The organism is Vibrio sp. E14, assembly GCF_020515785.1.
Classification (GTDB): Bacteria; Pseudomonadota; Gammaproteobacteria; order Enterobacterales; family Vibrionaceae; genus Vibrio; species Vibrio diabolicus.
In genome coordinates this window covers 780,027-797,955 of sequence record NZ_JAHPJI010000001.1, presented here as the reverse complement: position 1 = coordinate 797,955, position 17,929 = coordinate 780,027, and the positions used below count along the sequence as shown (strand labels likewise).

Sequence of the window (17,929 nt, the reverse complement as noted above, 5' to 3'; positions counted from 1 at the left end):
GATATTTTCTACTACACACAAGTGGATATTTGAAGTGAATCTCAAGTTCTCGCTGTACCTGATGAAATAATGTTCATAAACAAAGCGTTCCGCTATGCTTAATCCTGCCAATTCCAATTTGCTGCTGGAAAACAATATGAATAATTACAAAGATACAAAAGACATCGAAAACCTAAGTTGCCCTCTCTGCCAGGGGGATGAATATCTCATTTCATCGGATGGAGAGAAATTCACATGCGCTGCTTGCGGATTTCATACAAAAAGCTTCTCATCCATCCAATGCCTACATCAAACCCCTTACCTACAGTCCAAACTTAAACATATCCATAGCTTAAGTACGGTGTGCCATTAAGAGATTAAACAGAGCAGCTAAATAGCTGCTCTTTTAATTCATCTAAATGTTGAATGCGAATTACGCGTTCATCATCAACACGATTGATTGCCTCACCATTAAATAGCTGTACGGTTTTAATGCCAGCGTTTAATCCCGCTTCTACGCCTTTAGGTGTGTCATCAATATAAAGACAGTCGCTCGGTAAAAAGCCCATGCTCATTGCACTGTACATAATTAAGTCAGGTTCAGGCTTCCAACTATTCGCATCGAATGCAGAGAACACTTTCCCCTGGAAAGCATCGAGCAATCCTGTTAACTCCAATGCGTATTCTATTTTATCTTTCGGCCCATTGGACGCGACACAATATTCGATATTATGCGAATCTAAAAACTGAATTAATCGCTTTGCGCCATCCATCGGCTGTAAGTGGCGAACAAAAAGAGACTGGACTTCTTCACGGTATTGCGGCTCTAAGACATCAATAGGGACTTTGATATCTTTCAGCTCTTTAGTATCTAAAAGGATGTCAGCGAGCTTTCCTCCTTTAAAATGAGAAACGCACTCTTCCATCGTTAATTCTGCGCCATGCAGGTTAAATACATTGACGAGAGCTTGGCAACACAATCGTTCACTATCGACCAACGTACCATCACAATCAAATATCACGCACTTAATATTGGTAATTGCCATAGCCATCTCCAGACATCTTAAAGGCTAATGCCCTAGCTGATTTTAAAAATGTTGGCTTAATCTTATTTAAGTTTGGGATTGTTGAAACGACGAGCTTGGCATTTCATGGAAATAGAGGGGAGCAATTACAGTTTTTCTAAGCAAGATCACCTATCGTCATCTTGCTTTGCTTTTTATGCATTTGAGTGCGTAAATTAGCTTTCAATAATCACCGAATCTAAAAGCTTGTGTTCGCTACTTAGTCTTTTAGCAAGATCCGCCACAAACGAACTCTTGTATTTTGATTCAGAAACCGCGACATCAGAGATAAGCGTGTTTCCTTCAAGGTGGCTAATAATAGCGGCACCAATTGGAGCTCCAGCTTTAAAACCAACATATAATTCAAAATCTGGCGTTAGAATTATCTGAGTGAGATATTCCACAATCATATCTTTATCGTACTGTTGATCCCAACGCTGAGACTGCAGGACAGAAAACATGATAGTAAGTCGGTGAAAATCGACCAGAAAAATATCGTCAGAGCTAAATTCAGAATTACTCTCAAGTAGCGTGTCTTTGTCGACCACTTGATAGGTTGCTTGTTCTAGTGCTTTGAAATAGACATCACGCCCTTTCAGACTCTCTGGTGTTGGAAATTCAACTTCAACCAAATCATACAGCCATGTATTTTTACGCTCGATACTGGCTAACTGTTGTTCATTCATTTTGATACCTTAGTTGCAAAACGAAATGTGCAGAGTGTTTCATTCTCACATAGAGTGAAGCTTAGACAGAGCGACAAGCGATATAAAGTCAAACATATTGGGAGAAAGTATGGTCACTCTAACTCATCATTTCGTTTAGAGCTGTACATTAGCATGAAGCCCACAACAAACCTAGCGTGCGTAGACCTTTCCTTGGCTAAATTTTGTTTTAGTTGCAAACCTCTGATAGATTTCATCAATATCTTTCCTAGTTAAGGACAAAAATAATGAAAAAGATGCTGTTAAGTGCATTGCTTGCTACTACGCTGGTTGGTTGTTCAGATAACGATGTTGCTGATGTAGGACTCGGTTGGTTTACTTTGAAAGACATCAAAGTAGGTGAATTAAAAGACGAGGTAGTCACGGGGGTAACGTGTCATATAGCTTCTATCGAAGCCGATTTTAGCTTAGCGGATCCAAGTGACAGCTCAATATCATGTCGTCAGACTGGCGAAATCACGCCGGAAATGATTGCAAAAATAGATAAAAGTAAGTCTGGCGAAATTGTATTTAAGAAGTCAAAAAGTATTTTCTTCAAAACAATGAAGGTTCGCCGAATTTATGATGCAGACAACCAAACCTTACTCTACCTGTCTTACACAACAAAAGAGACAGACGGTAGCTTTAAGCACAGCCTATCGACGGTTCCACTTTGGGGCACCAAGGCTTACGTTGAACCAACTGAAGTGAAAAAGTAACGCAGCTAATTTTGGGTAGCTCCAAGCTCGTTGTTAAAGAGAATAACCGATCAACAATCTGAAAAGCGACCAATTGCAGTACTATAAGCATCAGTAATTTAGGCTATCTTGGTCGCAATTTCTCCAGCTCGCTGATTTTTTCAGCGGGCGAACTTCTTTGTAATAAAACGCCACGATTTTCATTTTTTTGTGATACAATCCCGCCTCTTTTTTTTCTCACTCAAGAACAAGCATGAAGTTTCCTGGTCAGCGTAAATCTAAACACTACTTCCCAACTCACGCTCGAGATCCATTAGTAAACCAAATCCGACAAGCGCCTAAGCTATATCGCCCAACTATTGTTGGTGTCGGTCAAACCATCGTAGATATCGAAGCGCGTGTAGATGATGCGTTTTTAGAAAAATACAACCTAAGTAAAGGACATTCACTCGTTCTTGAAGAAAGCAAAGCAGATGCACTTTACGAAGAACTGGTTGAGCAAGGCCTGATCACACACCAATACCCAGGTGACACGATTGGCAACACGCTCCACAATTACTCAGTATTGGCGGATAGCAAATCCGTTTTGCTCGGTGTGATGTCCAAGAACATTCAAGTTGGTTCTTTTGCTTACCGTTACCTTTGCCGCACGTCTTCACGCATGAACCTCAACCACCTACAAACAGTAGATGGTCCTATTGGTCGTTGTTATACCCTGATTTCTCAAGATGGTGAACGCACATTTGCTATCAATGAAGGTCACATGAACCAACTACTTCCGGAAAGCATTCCTGAAGAAATCTTTGAGAAAGCATCAGCTCTGGTTGTTTCTTCTTACCTAATGCGCGGTAAAGAAGAGGATCCAATGCCGAAAGCAGTACAAAAAGCGATCGACTTTGCCAAGAAGCACGATGTCCCTGTTGTACTGACTTTAGGCACAAAGTACGTTATCGAAGGTAACGCACAATGGTGGCAAGAGTACATTCGCGAGAACATATCTGTTGTTGCAATGAATGAAGAAGAAGGCGCCGCATTAACAGGCGAGACAGAACCGCTTGCGGCTGCTGATAAAGCACTTGAGTGGGTCGATCTTGTTCTATGTACTGCTGGGCCAAATGGCCTATACATGGCAGGTTACACTGACGAAAAAGTAAAACGAGAAACCACACACGACATTCTTGAAAGTTCAATTGAAGCCTTTAACCAATACGAATTTAGTCGTGCGATGCGTAAAGGAGATTGTGAGAAGCCAATGAAGGTATACTCTTACATTGGTCCTTACCTGGGGGGTCCACTAGAGATTAAGAACACCAACGGCGCAGGTGATGCGGCGCTTTCTGCTTTACTGCATGATATGGCTGCAAACTCTTTCCATCAAAAAGAAGTGCCTAACTCAGAAAAGCACGAAGTACACTGTTTGACTTACTCATCACTTTCTCAGATCTGTAAATATGCAAACCGAGTAAGCTATGAAGTGTTGACGCAACACTCTCCTCGCCTATCGCGAGCACTTCCTGAACGAGAAGATAGCTTAGAAGAAACTTACTGGGATCGTTAAGATCACAGCTTTAAAGCTAAAAATACATCAAGGTCACCATTTGGTGGCCTTTTTGTTTTGATCTGGCGCAGTAATTAGTAGATTTTGTTAGTATGTAGCACAGTATAGAGCAGTAAACTCTTTACATACAGAATCGAAACAGTACCATCACCAAGCAAACGTTTACCCAACAATAATACTTGCTCCAACTCAGATTGTTTTTCAACACTACCTGCGAGTCACTTTAGGGATTATCCATGCAGTCAGATATTGAAATTTGCCGAAACACACCACTTTCTTCTATTGATGTTATTGCGGAAAAAGTAGGGTTATTACTCGAAGAATATGACACTCACGGGAAGCACAAAGCCAAAGTCCATCCAAAATGTTTGGAGCGGCTCAAAGAGAATGATAACGGTAAGCTTGTGCTTGTTACTGCGATCACTCCTACCCCACTTGGCGAAGGAAAAACCGTTACAACAATCGGACTGGCGCAAGGTTTAGCTAAGCTTAGACAATCCGTTATCGCATGTATTAGACAACCTTCTATGGGGCCTGTATTCGGTATTAAAGGCGGTGCTGCTGGCGGTGGTTATTCCCAAGTTGCTCCAATGGAAGAACTGAACTTGCACCTTACTGGTGACATCCATGCGGTGACGACGGCGCATAATCTAGCTTCAGCCGCGCTTGATGCTCGCTTGTATCATGAACAGCGAGAAGGCTATGATGCCTTTGAAGCACGTACTGGATTAAAGGCACTTAAAATCGATACGGCGAGCATTACTTGGAAACGAGTAATGGACCATAATGATCGTGCACTACGTAAAGTCAAAATTGGGTTAAATGAGCCAGGAAAAGTCATCAATGGATACGAACGCGACGAAGGGTTCGATATTTCTGCCGCGTCTGAGTTAATGGCTATCATTGCACTGGCTAAAGATTTAAAAGATTTACGTCAGCGTATTGGGAAAATTGTCGTAGCGTACGATTTGAACGGAAACCCGGTAACCACGGAGGATCTGCAAGTTGCAGGAGCAATGGCAGTGACATTAAAAGAGGCCATTGCACCGACACTGATGCAAACTCTGGAAGGTGTTCCTACGTTGATTCACGCAGGCCCGTTTGCAAACATCGCCCATGGAAATTCATCCATTATTGCCGACGATATCGCGTTAAAACTATCAAGTTACACTGTAACAGAGGCGGGATTTGGTTCGGACATGGGATTTGAGAAAGCGTGTAATATTAAAGCAGCCGCCGCCAGCAAGGCGCCAGATTGTGTAGTGATAGTAGCGACATTACGCGGCCTCAAAGCAAATTCTGGACACTACGATTTACGACCAGGTATGGCCATTCCAGATTCCATTTTTAATCCAGACCAAGCAGCATTGGAAGCGGGATTTGAAAACTTAAAATGGCACATTAATAACGTTCATAAATATGGCATTCCAGCTGTTGTCGCTATTAACCAGTTTCCGCAAGATTGTGAGAAAGAGCTTAAAAAACTTGAAGAGCTGGTTCAGAAATTTAATCCGGAAGTTAAAGTCGCTATCAGCACCGCTTTTGCGCAAGGCGGGCAAGGCACAACTCAGTTAGCTCAACATGTTATTGACGCTTGTACCCAGCCTACAGAGTTTCGTCCTTTATACAATAAAGAACAATCATTACACGAAAAACTTATGGCTGTATGTGAAGCTGGCTATGGTGCCGCCAATATAGAAATGAGTTCCCTTGCTACTGAACAGCTCAACCATTTTGAAAATCTAGGTTTTAACAACTTAGCGGTTTGCATAGCGAAAACCCCACTATCGATAACAACAGATTCCGCTGTCAAAGGCGCGCCGACAGGTTTTACCGTCCCTATCCGCGAGTTACGTCTGTGTGCTGGCGCTGGGTTTGTGTATGCGTTATCAGGCACGGTGATGACTATGCCAGGTTTGCCTGATAAACCTGCATTTATGAATTTAGACCTTGATAATGAAGGAAATATCGTCGGTCTCTCTTAGTGTAACATCAACGTATAGTTGACTATAAAGGAAGCACGTTTAAAGAGTGAGTGGTTTACTTCTATATCCACTCACTTTGGACAGACGAAGAGGCGTGCTTGATTATCTTTATCTTACTGTTTTATCTCCACTTTACATTGTAAATCCATACTTATTTTCTCCCCTTCCCTATAATCTTGCGCCAATTTGATGCACGGCCTACTTAGCACTTCACCAATGTGGTGCAATTGCCTTGCGATGAACTTTTAACCCCTTTGATTTTTAAAGAGATATTCTATGGCTCGAATCTTGTACTAAAGTTTGCAGTAGTAAACACATCAGCAGAAGCATTTTCAAAACCCCTGCGCTGTAAACCACTTCCTCCTGGTTAGCACCGTTTTGATGCATGCAAAAAAGGGAAAGGGAACAATATGGAAGACGCACTCGCCGTAATTTTAGCAGGAGGGATGGGGTCTAGACTCAGCCCACTCACCGATGATAGAACCAAGCCAGCAGTACCTTTTGGCGGAAAGTATAGAATTATAGATTTCACACTAACCAACTGTTTACACTCAGGTTTACGTAAAATCCTTGTTTTGACCCAATACAAATCTCATTCACTTCAAAAACACTTGCGAGATGGTTGGTCAATATTCAATCCAGAGCTTGGCGAGTACATTACTGCGGTTCCACCTCAAATGCGCAAAGGTGGTGCATGGTATGAAGGAACCGCTGATGCGATTTATCACAACATGTGGTTACTATCGCGCAATGACGCGAAGTATGTGGTTGTGTTATCCGGCGATCATATCTATCGAATGGACTACGCCGCAATGCTTGAAGAGCATAAAGAGAAAGGTGCTAAGCTCACCGTTGCCTGTATGGATGTTCCCGTAGAGGATGCTTCAGCATTCGGGGTAATGGGCACCGCAGAAAACGGGCTAGTTACTTCATTTATAGAAAAACCAGAATGCCCACCTACCCTTCCAGGAAGTAAAACCAGAAGCCTCGTTTCCATGGGGATTTATATCTTTGATATGGATGTTTTAAAAGAAGCACTCGAAGACGACTCAAAACTCGATTCATCAAGTCATGACTTTGGAAAAGACATCATACCTAAGCTGATTGATACGGAATCCGTTTACGCTTATCAATTCTGTGGCAGTAAAGGGCGCGTCGATAAAGATTGCTATTGGCGCGACGTGGGTACCATTGATTCCTTCTATGAAGCGAATATGGATCTACTAGAACCTATGCCGCCAATGAACCTTTATCAGTCCAATTGGGCGATTCGTACTTACGAGCCGCAGTTTCCACCAGCTCGTACTGTATCGTCAGCCACGGGCAATGAAGGTATTTTTATTAACTCCATCATTGCTACCGGTGTCATCAATTCTGGAGGCTCAGTACAGCATTCCATTATTTCCTCTAACGTACGCATTCAAGACAGTGCCACGGTAGTCGATTCCATCATTTTTGATGACGTAGAGGTCGGTGAAGGAAGTCAGTTGGTCAACTGCATAGTTGATAAACATGTTCGTATTCCGCCACATACTCAAATTGGCATCAACAAACTAGAAGATGCGAAGCGATTTAAAATCTCAGACAAAGGTATTGTCGTCATACCCGAAAGTTACCAATTCGACTAAACGACAAACCATCGCAACGAAAAAAGCGCACGATCATCATCGTGCGCTTTTGTTTAAGAGCCTATTAACGTTAGGCTATAACAGTTAATCAAAAACGATTAGATGTTACATACCGTTGACCAACTACCATCTGTGCCCGGCTCAGCCGCTGTCCACCAATTCGCTTGGTAAACCACACCGTTGTGGATGATCTTATCACCCTGGTTTGCGTGGCTTGGGTTACCAGCCCAATCCGTTTGTGGTAAAGCTGGGTATGTCACTAAACCTGTCGTATCACACGTACCAGGTTCAGTAGTACCACCATCACCCGAGCCTGCATTTAGGTCGCCAATTGGTAGTTCTGGCTGTTCAAACTTGAACGCAAACTCTTTACCACCAGAAATCACTGAGTAGTTAGCCGGACCAGAGATTGGTAGGTAGTAAACCATATCAAGCTCGTAAGTACCGCCCGCTGGTAAATCTTTCCAAGCAGGTAGAGAGAACGATACGCGGTGCATTACGCCATCTAAGCCACCGATGTTGTTTGCACGAGTATGTCCAGAAGCAATGACTTTCAAACCGCCACCAGATTGATCTTTCGCATTATCAGGAGCTGATACTGGGATATCAAACTGGAATTCAGTACCACCAGGGATCGCTTGACCAGTGTTGTTCGTAAACGTGATCTTCGGATTAATTGGGTAGTTTTGGTCACCAACCTTAAAGCCGCCAACGCTGACTGTAATGTCTACCGCTTCTGTTGGTGTCGGACCCGTCGCGACTTTATTACCGTAAGGTGTTGCAGACTTAAACTTGTCGTAGATAGCTTTGGTCATAGTGTTACCCATGTGGTACTCACCATTACCAGCTGCACAAGCTTGTTCTGTTGCATCTACTGCCGTACGATTACCATTTGCATCCAGTACGTAACAGTTGTAGTCGCCTGCCAGTTCCCAGAACATAATACCGCCGATTTCTTTATCGATAACGTAATCAGCTTTCACTTCGATAGAAGCTTTATCTTCCGTAGATAGGAACACGCTCTTCTCTGCGTTCCACAACCAAGGCGCTACAGCAACGCTATCGTAATGACGAGTATATGTACCAACAAACTTATCCGAAGGATCGTTAACTGGATCAAGACCGTACGCGGCTGCGTAAGAGCCCCAAATACCATTTTCTAGGTTCTTCGCATGCCACATTGGGTTAGAGCCAGCGCCCATTTCGTTGCCTTTAGGGTCGGTATCGTGCCACATGTTGTCGATACCAATAGCACCGTGACCACAGTTGTTCTTCTCCCCTTCACCGGTACCTGGTTGACACTCAGCTTGGTTCGGCAGTGCTGCTCGGCCCCATAGGCCATTTTCACCACCAGTAACACCTTGCCAACCACGGGTGTAGTAAGGAACACCAATGTTGATACGACCTGCAGGCATAGAACCACGGAAGTAATGGTAAGCCCAGTCTGTGTTCAAGTAACCGATACCACCGTATGCAGCAGTGCCGTATACGTTCCACTGCGCTAGCTCCGAGTCTTTACCTGTATCGAATAATGCCGCATTGTGACCAACGTGATCATTCCAAGCCCCATGTAAGTCGTAAGACATGATGTTTACGTAGTCTAGGTACTTAGTTACATCGAAGGTTTCCATACCACGCAGTAGGTAACCTGAAGATGGTGCTGCGATAGTCAGCATATAATGAATGCCATCTTGCGCGGATGCCGCGTCAAGTTTCTCACGCAATACTTTCATCAGCTCTTGGTAAGACGCCCATAGATACTGACGACGTGGTTCCATGAAATCTTTGTCGTAAGGGTTACCAGCACCTGCCATTGATGTCGGGTATTCATAGTCGATATCCAGGCCATCGAACTTGTACTGACGCATCATTTCAACGGCTGAAGTTGCGAACTTCTCGATGCCTGCATGGTTAATAGAACCGTCCGCATTCGTCGTCATGGTGTAGAAGCCACCATCAGCCACACGATCGCCATTCGTATCGAAGTGACCGCCCGTTTCAGCCCAACCACCGATAGAGATTAGCGTTTTAACATCATGTTTTTGCTTGTAAGTCGCGAGCGCACCAAAGTGACCTTTAAAGCCAAGAGCAGGATCTACCTCAACGCCAGGCCAAGTTTTACCCGTAGCAGGGTTGTTAGGGTCATTAACGTCACCAACGTTTACTTTACCATCAGAACCAATGCTCACAAACGCGTAGTTAATGTGAGTAAGTTGCTCCCAAGGAATATCTTTAACAAGGTAAGTCGATTGAGGGTCCTCACCTGCGCGCCAACTAGTAAAGTAACCAATCACACGACGTGGGTGATCGGCGCCCATTTTCTCGCGACCTTCTTCGTCATAAATAGAACAGTAAGGAACGTCTACACCCGTTGTTTGATACAAGCCATCAGGGCGACAGTTAGATGTCACCGCACCACCGTTTACCGTTAACGTCGCAAGTGCAGAATCTGCAGTTGCTCCGGCATCATCGGTTGCTCTCGCATAAACACTTAGCGAACCAGCTTGTGAAGGCGTTACATCAAGCGTGTATGGTGCAGTTGTTGCGGTGCCAGCAAGGACACCCGCCACATAGAAATCAACTTTAGCAACGGTGCCATCCGCATCTGCGGCATTCGCAGTCAGTGTGACGGAGCCACCCAAGTCAATAGAAGTCGCAGAAAGTGCAACATCCACTGTCGGCGCTTCGTTACCAGATTGTGCTGGTGCCACAGTTAACGTCACAGCGCTTGCTGTGCTTACTGCACCTGTATCGTCATACGCCTTAGTAGAGAATTCGTGCTGGCCTTCAGTCGCTGTCCATGACGCAGCATAAGGCGCAGACGTTGCCTGACCAACTAATACGCCATCAACAAAGAATTCTACTTTGCTAACAGTACCATCGGTATCAGCTGCATCTGCAGCTAGGTTAACAACATCCCCTGCAATCACAGAAGCCGACGCAGAAGGCGATGTTAGAGTAACAGTCGGGACTTCATTCTGAGGTGGATCAACCGGTCCAGTGCCATCACATGCGCCAAGTGTTTCCCACTCGCCCCACTCACCAGATTGCGCTGGGTTACTGTTTTGCGTCCAGTAGCGTGCTTTGTAAGCATTACCTTCATGTTGAACTTGGTCACCACCGTTATAAACTTTTGATGATTGCCAAGTTTCTAGAGGGGCACAGTCAACCGCTGCGTAGCTATTGAAGGCCATAAGACAAGAAGCGGTGAGAGTGCTTAGTGTGAACACGCTTTTCACTGCGTTGCCGTTTTTAAGGTGCATAATCGCTCTTCCTTAAGTTATTGTTAAAACAATACTAAATGCGCTAAACAAAGCGCACTTATACTTTTATTTCGACGTAAAATAACTTAAGTACAAGTTGGTGATTTCACACTATCTATTTACGAGTTTTCCACACCGCCTCGCAACAATCCACTAAATGCTTGCAATAACGTACCTATTATTTGGCACCAGTAACTAATTTTATAAATCAAATAAATATGTCACTCGCAAATTAATAAAAAAGGCAAAAAAAGTCGTTATTTTGAAATAAAGATCACTAAGCCTTTGTTGACCTTGGCGTTTCATTAAAATGTCGCTTGTACTCACGACTAAACTGTGATAGGCTTTTGTACCCGACCAGTCTCGCGGCATCGTTGACTCGTCTCCCCTCCAGCTGGATCAACTCGCGCGCTTTATTAAGTCGAACTTTCTTAATGTATTGCAACGGAGATTCAAGCGTGACATTGCGAAAAGCTTGATGGAAAGCAGACACACTCATATTGGCTTCTTCTGCCAATGTTTGTACGCTCAACTGTTCATGGTACGCTTGATGAACACGATTCAGTGCTTTGGCCACTCTAGCGTAAGAGCCTTCTTGGTGTGCTAAGTCAAATAAAACATACCCTTCTTTGCTTACCAAAGTGCGATAAACAATTTCCTCAAGAAGTAGATCACCGAGCATGACAACATCTAGCTCATTACACAACGCGCTCATTAGTCGCTTGCATGCATCCAGCATACCTTCGCTCATGCGTACCGATTTAAGGCCGCAACGGGTAGCGTCCAGACACTTACTACTGAATTTCTCAGCCTCAAGTTTTTTAACGAGCTTATGAAGAAGCGTTGGCGAAATATCTATCGAAATGCCAAGTAAAGGCTCATTGTTTGTCGCAAACGCTTCGCACTCTAGTGGCATGGGAACCCCGACAACAAGGTAATCATCGGGACCATATTGCACTGGTGTATCACCAATATGAATGTTCTTATGCCCTTGACCCAATACGATGATGCCGGACTGATAGACAAACGGCTGGCGATGATTCCCTTTGCTACTGCGATAAAACCATACGCCATCTATCGCTGTTTTCTTCATACCTTCTAGGTCATGCAGCCCCTGCTTTTCAACATATTGCTGCATGATATCTGCGAGAGTGTGCATTAGAGCGCTCCATCAATGACCAACGAGTTTGGTCTCTATTATCGTTTCGAGCACTATACTTCCTCTCGACTTTAACTTTCTAGCTCAAGAGCATTAATTTTGTAGAAATAGGCAAATTATTTGCAGAAATCGACCTGTTAACCATCGTCAATCATGACTAATATGCATGTATTCAATCTCCTTCACTGGAAGCAAGAGGGCTAATAATGAACTTTTCTTATGTAAACCCAACCAAGATTTTCTTTGGTCAAAAACAAATAGCAGCAATCAAAGAAGCTATCCCATCCGACCAAAAAGTTTTAGTGGTATACGGTGGTGGCTCCATCAAAAAAAATGGCGTGTACGACCAAGTAGCAGAAGCTCTTGAGGGACATGAATGGCTAGAGTTTTCAGGTGTTGAACCAAACCCAACCAAAGAAACACTCGATAAAGCGGTCGCAATGGTAAAAGAACATGGTGTTGACTTTATTCTTGCTGTAGGTGGTGGTTCAGTCATTGATGGCTCTAAATACGTAGCAGCAGCATCTAAGTATGATGGTGATGGCTGGGATATCATGATTGGTAAACACCAAGTCACTGAAGCGACGCCTCTAGCTGCAATTTTGACACTGCCAGCAACAGGCTCAGAGTCAAACATGGGCGCAGTTATCACTAAAAAAGAAACTCAAGACAAACTTCCGTTCATGTCTCCAGCAGTACAGCCTAAATTTGCTGTGTTAGACCCGGATGTAATGAAAACATTGCCAGAACGCCAGCTTATCAACGGCATTGTTGACGCATGGGTACACGTATGTGAGCAATACTTGACGCTTCCTACCGGCGCAATGGTTCAAGATGGTTATGCAGAAACACTGCTGAAAACCTTAAAAACACTCGGAGAACAGTTTGCCGAGCGAGACGACGATATGTGGCGCGCAAACTTAATGTGGTCTGCTAACCAAGCATTGAACGGGTTAATTGGTAGTGGCGTTCCACAAGACTGGGCGACACATATGATCGGCCATGAATTAACGGCTCTATGGGGCGTCGATCATGCACGTTCTCTTGCAATCGTCCAACCATCGCTACTTCGCAACCAAATGCAATTTAAACGTCCTAAGCTAGAGCAAATGGGTCGCAACGTATTTGGACTTGAAGCTGGAGACGACCTTGCTGAACGTACCATCGAAGCGATCGAAGCGTTTTATCATCAACTTGATGTCGCAACTAAGCTAGAAAACTATGGTGAAAGTCGTGAACAAGCGATCGATGCCATCATCGAACAACTCAACAAACACGGAATGACCGTTCTCGGTGAAAACCAAGCGATTACTCTTGAACGTAGTCGTGAAATTTTAGAACTCGCTGTTGCCTAACAGCAAAAACAGTTCACTGCCCTTTCTAGGGTTTAACGGTATTGTGACTTAACGGTCACAATACCGTTTTTTTATGCTATTTTGTAAGCTTCATCACGTTCAAATTCGGGAACTCCTCAAAATAACGATTAATCCCTACAAACTCATTGATCGTGTAGGTCAGTAAAGAGACAACTGTCTAGCTTTACACAAACAAAAATAAAATTGAATTCAAAGGTCTAACTTACTCATTTAATGGACCTTTTATTTGTTGTAGTTATCCACTACATTAGCTTGTCTGTTCGAGAATCCATTTTATGTGGCTAGTTGTTGTCGTATTAGCATTCATACATATCATCAGTATCCGTAAAGGTCCTAAGTGGGTCTTCTACGTATCCAAACCATTACCAGTGCTCTGTATGTTAGGGATTTTAATCCAGTCTCCTGCCTATCATATGCCATACACGCATTGGATTTTGGTTGGCTTATCGCTCTCGTTGCTTGGTGATCTACTATTAATGCTCCCTAGAGATAAGTTTATTACCGGATTAGTGCTCTTCTGCTCTGCCCATCTTTCCTATAGCTACGGTTTTACCATCATGTCCGCTTGGCATTTTACGCCTTGGCTCCCTATTGCTTTATTTGGACTCGGTGTATGTTTCTATTGGTTGTTTCGACCGGACCTTGGTCAAGAAAAGCTCCCGGTTGCCAGCTACATATTGGTATTGATGACCATGTGTTGGGCTGCTATCGAGTATTATTTGAGTGGAAAAACTCAATCGTCCTCATTTGCAGTGCTCGGAAGCTTTATCTTCATCGTTTCTGGTACCGTCTTAGCTTTTGAACGCTTCGGGGGACGATCCGTATTTTCGCGACAAGTCGTCATGGTGACCTACTATTCCGCACAAACATTGATGGTAATGTCCGTTGTTGCCATCGTTGTTCGTTATCCGTATCTCAGTTGAACTGACTTATTAGTAATAGCTTTTGTACCTAATTCTTAAAACATTACTTTATCAAACACTAAAGTGAGCAGGTTCTTAATCTTAGAACCTGAATATAAGCTTGTTCTTAATGAAATAATGCGCACAACTTGCTATTGTAGAAGGATATTTTTCCTTTATAGCGTGCCCCTTTGAAAGAGAACACTCCTGTTGTTGAATTTAGCAACGTAAACAAGTGGTATGGCGATTACCACGCTCTAAAAGATATCAACTTCTCCGTACATTCTGGCGAGATCGTCGTGGTGTGTGGCCCTTCTGGTTCAGGAAAATCAACGCTCATTCGTTGCATCAACCATCTTGAATCGATTCAAGAAGGTCAACTTCATGTGTTTGACCAGCCTTCTCACGCAAAATCTCTCAAGCCCGGTAAAATCGGCATGGTGTTCCAGCACTTCCACCTTTTTCCTCATTTGACTGTACTGGAAAACCTCACCTTAGCGCCGATTCGCACACTCAAATTGTCAAAACAAGAAGCTGAAAAACGCGCACGACATTACCTCAAACGAGTCAATATTGAAGAGCAAGCGAGTAAGTATCCCATCCAGCTTTCTGGCGGTCAGCAGCAACGCGTCGCGATTGCCCGTTCCTTATGTATGGAACCAGGCTTGCTCCTGTTTGACGAACCGACTTCGGCGCTTGATCCGGAAATGATCAACGAAGTGTTGGATGTCATGGTTGAGCTGGCACAAAGCGGAATGACGATGATTTGCGTCACTCACGAAATGGGATTTGCCAAAAAAGTAGCGAACCGCGTGGTATTTATGGATGAAGGCCAAATCGTGGAAATGAACTCACCGATCGCCTTATTTGAGACACCACAGCATCCACGAACCCAAGCATTTTTGAACCAAATTTTAAGTTACTGATGATAGTTCGCGTAATCAAACCTGTGCTTCAAGCTTTACTACAAATGACGCTCCTCTTCATCGCGATTGTGTGGGTGTTAGACTCTGGTGCCAACGCTATGGGGTATCAATGGCAATGGGAACGCGTACCTGATTACATCGCTTTTTATGAAGATGGCGAATGGTGGCCGGCAGAACTTATCGATGGGCTGTTGGTCACGCTTAACATCTCGGCCATTAGCCTATTCTTCACCTTAGTGTTGGGGTTGGTCACCGCGTTACTAAGGCTTAGCGATTCGAAAGTCGGCAATGTTATTGGCACCACTTATGTCGAGGTAATACGTAACACGCCGTTGTTGGTGCAAATCTATTTGCTCTACTTCGTGTTTGGCCCCGTGATTGGTTTGGACCGATTCAGCACCGCCGTTTTGGCTTTGTCCCTTTTCCAAGGAGCTTACACTGCAGAAATATTCCGCGCAGGTTTAAAGAGTATTCCTAAAGGGCAATTCGAAGCAGCACAAACACTCGGGTTATCACCGTCTTACACTTACAAAGACGTAATTTTGCCCCAGGTTTTACAGCGCACATTACCGCCACTGACCAATGAAGTGGTTTCTTTGATCAAAAACTCTTCCATTGTAAGCGTGATGGCGATTTTTGATTTAACAACACAGGCACGCAACATCGTCTCAGAGACGGCAATGCCGTTCGAAATTTGGTTTACCGTGGCAGCAATTTATCTTGCTCTCACTCTATCATTGTCTGGCTTGTCTGCATGGCTAGAACACAAACTCGGAGCCAGTTGGCGCAAATTATAAGGAGATAACATGAAGTTATTCAAAGCGACCATTACTGCATTATTAGGGCTAGCCATCGCTATGCCTACAATCGCGAAAGAAGATGTTGCCACACCCAATGTAGATCAAATCAAAGAACGAGGCACTTTGCGCGTTGGTATGTCAACATTTGTACCTTGGGCAATGCGCAACAAGCAAGGTGAGTTAATCGGTTTTGAAATCGATGTTGCCAAACGCTTAGCAGAAGATTCAGGTTTGAAAGTGGAATTTGTACCGACCGCGTGGGATGGCATTATTCCCGCACTACTGGCGAAAAAGTTCGACGTGATCATCGGTGGCATGTCGGTCACGCCCGAGCGTTCCAAAAGCGTGTTGTTTACTGAACCCTATTCACACTCCGGTGTTCAAGTAGCAGCAAATAAAAAACTGGCTTCTGGTTTTAGCGAGTTTTCGGACTTTGACTCACGACGCGTAAAAATAGCGGCCCGTCGCGGCGCATTCACCGTTCAAGTCGCCAGAGAAACCTTCCCGAAAGCGAAGATTCTGCAATTTGATGATGACGCTCAAGCGTTCCAAGAGGTGCTGAATGGTAACGCCCACGCGGTCATTGCTTCTAGCCCAAAACCAGAACATGAGACAGTGAAACACAGCGACAAACTATTCCTTCCATTCTCTGAGCGATTATCAAAAGGTAACGAAGCCTTTGCAGTTCGCTTGGGGGAAGAAGATAAAAAAGCCTTTTTCAATAAATGGATTGAAGCAAGAACCCAAGATGGATGGTTAAAACAACGTTATGAATACTGGTTCTCGACATTAGATTGGCAAGATCAAGTCGCGCAAGGTCAGTAATCTGAGTGGCTCGTGGTCTTCGCGAGCCTATACTTTCCAATCATCCATTTTACTTTTTCATCATCTATCGGAGTCAAATTTTTGGGCGAACAAACCACCACTCGCACAGTACCCACTAATTCCAACACAGGTTCCTTTCTATCGCGGTTAAACACGCTAGATTGGGTACTGCTTATTATCTGTGGTATTGGTGGCGTTTGGCTGTACCATCGCTCCACTGTTGGTGTGCATTATTTGTGGCAGTGGAAAGAGGCGTTTGAACTACTTTTTACGCCAAGAGCCGATGGTGGTTTGCCCTACTTCTTCCAAGGTTTGATTTCGACGTTAAGGCTCAGTATTTGGGGCATCAGCTTCGCACTAGTACTTGGCACCTTATTGGGCTTAGCGCGCTTCTCTCGCTCCGTTTGGTTGCGCACACCTGCTAATGCGTTTATCCAATTGGTGAGAAACATTCCGCCGCTGGTGTTTGTTTTCATCTTCTACTTTTTCATTTCCAACCAATTGATCCCATTACTCGGTTTGGAAGATATTCTACGAAACTATAACAGCGAACCAAATGCGCTACAGAGCTTTCTTTTTGGGCCTTATAACCTTTGGGAAAATCTTGCCTCTGGCGTGTTATGCGTCGGCCTACTCTCTTCTGCCTACGTTGCAGAAGTGGTGCGTGCAGGTTTACAAAGTATCGACCAAGGACAGTGGGAAGCGGCAGATTCATTGGGCTTGTCTCGGTGGGTGAAATACCGATTCGTTATCGCGCCGCAAGTGCTCAAAGTCATCACCCCAGCACTTGCAGGTCAAACCATCTCTTTGGTGAAAGACACCTCCATCGTTTCGCTAATTTCTATACAAGAAATGACTTTCGTTGGGACAGAGATGGCAAACTCATCAGGATATATCTTTGAAATTTGGCTGATTGTCGGCCTTGCTTACTTTTTGATTTGTTTCGGGTTGTCACTTATTTTTCGCTACATTGAAGCAAAATCGGAATCCATTTCAAATTAACTCAACCGTATATGTAATTAGACACATTTGAATCTTCAAATCAGAATTGCATCCTGTTAC

14 protein-coding genes are annotated in these 17,929 nt (G+C 44.0%); 10 read left to right on the top strand and 4 right to left on the bottom strand.

Annotated elements, in window-relative coordinates:
• Positions 1 to 356: 356 nt before the first annotated feature.
• Both LIX84_RS03395 and LIX84_RS03390 read right to left on the bottom strand, forming a co-directional pair.
• Positions 357 to 1,025, bottom strand: a complete 669-nt coding sequence (locus tag LIX84_RS03395; RefSeq protein ID WP_005397612.1) for an HAD-IA family hydrolase — start codon at positions 1,023 to 1,025, stop codon at positions 357 to 359.
• A gap of 194 nt (positions 1,026 to 1,219) precedes the next feature.
• Positions 1,220 to 1,729: a flavodoxin gene (locus LIX84_RS03390; RefSeq protein ID WP_226420629.1), complete on the bottom strand. Its 510-nt coding sequence runs from the start codon at positions 1,727 to 1,729 to the stop codon at positions 1,220 to 1,222.
• Between the two features lie 266 nt (positions 1,730 to 1,995).
• On the opposite strand from LIX84_RS03390, the gene LIX84_RS03385 reads away from it, so the two are divergent.
• The 4 genes from LIX84_RS03385 (at position 1,996) to glgC (ending at position 7,616) form a co-directional block, all read left to right on the top strand.
• A complete protein-coding gene (locus LIX84_RS03385; protein ID WP_005397614.1) occupies positions 1,996 to 2,466 on the top strand; it encodes a CreA family protein in 471 nt (156 codons plus the stop codon).
• A gap of 232 nt (positions 2,467 to 2,698) precedes the next feature.
• A complete protein-coding gene (locus LIX84_RS03380) occupies positions 2,699 to 4,003 on the top strand; it encodes an inosine/guanosine kinase (protein ID WP_226420628.1) in 1,305 nt (434 codons plus the stop codon).
• A gap of 236 nt (positions 4,004 to 4,239) precedes the next feature.
• The gene (locus LIX84_RS03375) at positions 4,240 to 5,988 is read left to right on the top strand and encodes a formate--tetrahydrofolate ligase (RefSeq protein ID WP_226420627.1); all 1,749 of its coding nucleotides are present in this window, start codon (positions 4,240 to 4,242) and stop codon (positions 5,986 to 5,988) included.
• 410 nt (positions 5,989 to 6,398) lie between these two features.
• On the top strand, positions 6,399 to 7,616 hold the full coding sequence (gene glgC / locus LIX84_RS03370) for a glucose-1-phosphate adenylyltransferase (protein WP_065646271.1): 1,218 nt from the start codon (positions 6,399 to 6,401) through the stop codon (positions 7,614 to 7,616).
• Between the two features lie 98 nt (positions 7,617 to 7,714).
• On the opposite strand, the gene LIX84_RS03365 is transcribed toward glgC, so the two are convergent.
• Together LIX84_RS03365 and LIX84_RS03360 are read right to left on the bottom strand one after the other, a co-directional pair.
• Entirely contained in the window at positions 7,715 to 10,879 is a 3,165-nt protein-coding gene (locus LIX84_RS03365; RefSeq protein WP_226420626.1) for a chitinase C-terminal domain-containing protein, read from the bottom strand.
• Positions 10,880 to 11,156: 277 nt separating this feature from the next.
• Positions 11,157 to 12,038, bottom strand: coding sequence for an AraC family transcriptional regulator (locus LIX84_RS03360; RefSeq protein ID WP_226420625.1), 882 nt, complete (start codon positions 12,036 to 12,038; stop codon positions 11,157 to 11,159).
• 206 nt (positions 12,039 to 12,244) lie between these two features.
• On the opposite strand from LIX84_RS03360, the gene LIX84_RS03355 reads away from it, so the two are divergent.
• The 6 genes from LIX84_RS03355 to LIX84_RS03330 all read left to right on the top strand — a co-directional run bounded on the left by LIX84_RS03355 (position 12,245) and on the right by LIX84_RS03330 (position 17,869).
• Complete coding sequence (locus LIX84_RS03355) at positions 12,245 to 13,393, top strand: iron-containing alcohol dehydrogenase (protein WP_226420624.1); 1,149 nt, start codon at positions 12,245 to 12,247, stop codon at positions 13,391 to 13,393.
• Positions 13,394 to 13,689: 296 nt separating this feature from the next.
• A complete protein-coding gene (locus LIX84_RS03350; RefSeq protein ID WP_104972557.1) occupies positions 13,690 to 14,337 on the top strand; it encodes a lysoplasmalogenase in 648 nt (215 codons plus the stop codon).
• A 170-nt stretch (positions 14,338 to 14,507) separates the two neighbouring features.
• Positions 14,508 to 15,242, top strand: a complete 735-nt coding sequence (locus LIX84_RS03345) for an amino acid ABC transporter ATP-binding protein (protein ID WP_226420623.1) — start codon at positions 14,508 to 14,510, stop codon at positions 15,240 to 15,242.
• Positions 15,242 to 16,039 carry an amino acid ABC transporter permease gene (locus LIX84_RS03340; RefSeq protein ID WP_134645644.1) on the top strand — a complete coding sequence of 266 codons (798 nt, stop codon included), beginning with the start codon at positions 15,242 to 15,244 and terminating at the stop codon, positions 16,037 to 16,039. Before LIX84_RS03345 ends, LIX84_RS03340 begins: the two co-directional genes overlap by 1 nt.
• Before the next feature lie 9 nt (positions 16,040 to 16,048).
• Entirely contained in the window at positions 16,049 to 16,867 is an 819-nt protein-coding gene (locus LIX84_RS03335) for a transporter substrate-binding domain-containing protein (RefSeq protein WP_199804354.1), read from the top strand.
• A gap of 81 nt (positions 16,868 to 16,948) precedes the next feature.
• Positions 16,949 to 17,869, top strand: a complete 921-nt coding sequence (locus LIX84_RS03330; RefSeq protein WP_226420622.1) for an amino acid ABC transporter permease — start codon at positions 16,949 to 16,951, stop codon at positions 17,867 to 17,869.
• Positions 17,870 to 17,929: the final 60 nt, after the last annotated feature.

Coding starts and splice junctions, on each gene's coding strand:
- LIX84_RS03395 (WP_005397612.1), bottom strand. CDS start 1,025: ATGGCAATTACCAATATTAAGTGCGTGATATTTGATTGTGATGGTACG.
- LIX84_RS03390 (WP_226420629.1), bottom strand. CDS start 1,729: ATGAATGAACAACAGTTAGCCAGTATCGAGCGTAAAAATACATGGCTG.
- LIX84_RS03385 (WP_005397614.1), top strand. CDS start 1,996: ATGAAAAAGATGCTGTTAAGTGCATTGCTTGCTACTACGCTGGTTGGT.
- LIX84_RS03380 (WP_226420628.1), top strand. CDS start 2,699: ATGAAGTTTCCTGGTCAGCGTAAATCTAAACACTACTTCCCAACTCAC.
- LIX84_RS03375 (WP_226420627.1), top strand. CDS start 4,240: ATGCAGTCAGATATTGAAATTTGCCGAAACACACCACTTTCTTCTATT.
- glgC (WP_065646271.1), top strand. CDS start 6,399: ATGGAAGACGCACTCGCCGTAATTTTAGCAGGAGGGATGGGGTCTAGA.
- LIX84_RS03365 (WP_226420626.1), bottom strand. CDS start 10,879: ATGCACCTTAAAAACGGCAACGCAGTGAAAAGCGTGTTCACACTAAGC.
- LIX84_RS03360 (WP_226420625.1), bottom strand. CDS start 12,038: ATGCACACTCTCGCAGATATCATGCAGCAATATGTTGAAAAGCAGGGG.
- LIX84_RS03355 (WP_226420624.1), top strand. CDS start 12,245: ATGAACTTTTCTTATGTAAACCCAACCAAGATTTTCTTTGGTCAAAAA.
- LIX84_RS03350 (WP_104972557.1), top strand. CDS start 13,690: ATGTGGCTAGTTGTTGTCGTATTAGCATTCATACATATCATCAGTATC.
- LIX84_RS03340 (WP_134645644.1), top strand. CDS start 15,242: ATGATAGTTCGCGTAATCAAACCTGTGCTTCAAGCTTTACTACAAATG.
- LIX84_RS03335 (WP_199804354.1), top strand. CDS start 16,049: ATGAAGTTATTCAAAGCGACCATTACTGCATTATTAGGGCTAGCCATC.